At 79.1% G+C, this 1,208-nt stretch carries 1 protein-coding gene; it reads right to left on the bottom strand.

What is annotated here, in order from left to right; genetic code table 11:
- Positions 1-1,208 (bottom strand): FtsK/SpoIIIE domain-containing protein (locus tag AOK18_RS28955; protein WP_276205376.1); only part of this gene is annotated, 1,208 nt, incomplete at both ends.

Genomic DNA, 1,208 nt, shown 5'->3' with positions numbered 1-1,208 from the left:
CCAGCCGCTCGCCCTCCCGGGCCACCGCATCGAGGGCCCGCAGCACCGAGCCGGCGGCGGGCCGCCCGGGCGAACCGAGGGCGGGGGAGACCAGCGCGTCCAGGTCGTCGACGACCACCACCAGCCGGGGCAGCGGCGGCGGAGCCTGGGCCCTGAGCCGCGCGGCCCCGGGCCGCAGCCGCAGCGTGGAACTGGGCGGGGCCTCCAGGTCGCCCCCGGAGTGCTCGCCCCCGGAGTGCTCGCCGGCGCCGGCCGCGGAACCGCGGGGCGCGGCCGTGCGCTGGGCGACCATACGGTCCGACAGTTCGCGCCCGGTGTGCCACTCCATGAAGTCCGACCGGCCGAGCAGTTCGGCGCGCCGCTTCAGCTCGGCACTCAACGACTGGGCGAACTCCCGCATCCGCACGGGGTCGTTGGCGCTGAGGTGCGTGGTGACGTGCGGTACGTCCGTGCACACGCGCAGTCCGTCGCCCGGCCCGTCACCCGTTCCGCCGCCCGTGGTGCCGGCACGGCCGTCCACCAGCACGATGCCCAGCCGGTCCGGCCGTTCGGCCGCCGCCAGGGAGGCGACGACGGCCCGGAGCAGTTCCGTACGGCCGCTGCCGGGCGGCCCTTCCACCAGCAGGTGCGGACCGTCGGCCACGAGGTCGGCGGACACCGGGCCGCGCGGCCCGGCACCCAGCACCGCGCACACCCTGCCGCCGAGCCGCTCCTTGTCGTCGGCCGCGTCCGCCCAGCGGGCCATCAGCGAGGCCGGGGTGGCCCGGGCCAGGCCCAGCTCGTCCAGCAGCCGCGCCGCCGGGGGCAGCGGTGCCGACACGCGCGCGTGCCGGGTCCCGGGGACGCCCGCGGTCCGCAGCGGCGCCAGGGCCCGTGCGAACCGTTCGGCCCAGGCGGGGGAGACCGCGTCGACCGTGGCGACCGTGCCGTGGCCCACCGGACCCGGAGCCGCCCCCGAGCCGGTGGCGGCCACCCGCAGCAGCCGCAGGGTGGTCGCCACGTCCCCGCTGAGCAGGGCGACGGCACCGCACTCCCGGAACGCGGGCGTCACCGCGCAGGCCGCCCGGTACGTCTCCGTCACCGGGGACGAGGCGGAGGCGGCGGCCGTCTCGGCGAGGCACACCAGGTGGACACCGGCCCGCGGCCCTTCCACCGCCAGCCGCGCCAACGCCTCGCGCACCCCGGGGTCCCCGGGGTGCGCGAGGCGT

It is taken from the genome of Streptomyces prasinopilosus, from assembly GCF_001419695.1.
Taxonomy (GTDB): domain Bacteria; phylum Actinomycetota; class Actinomycetes; order Streptomycetales; family Streptomycetaceae; genus Streptomyces; species Streptomyces prasinopilosus.
This window is presented reverse-complemented; position numbering and strand designations above follow the sequence as displayed.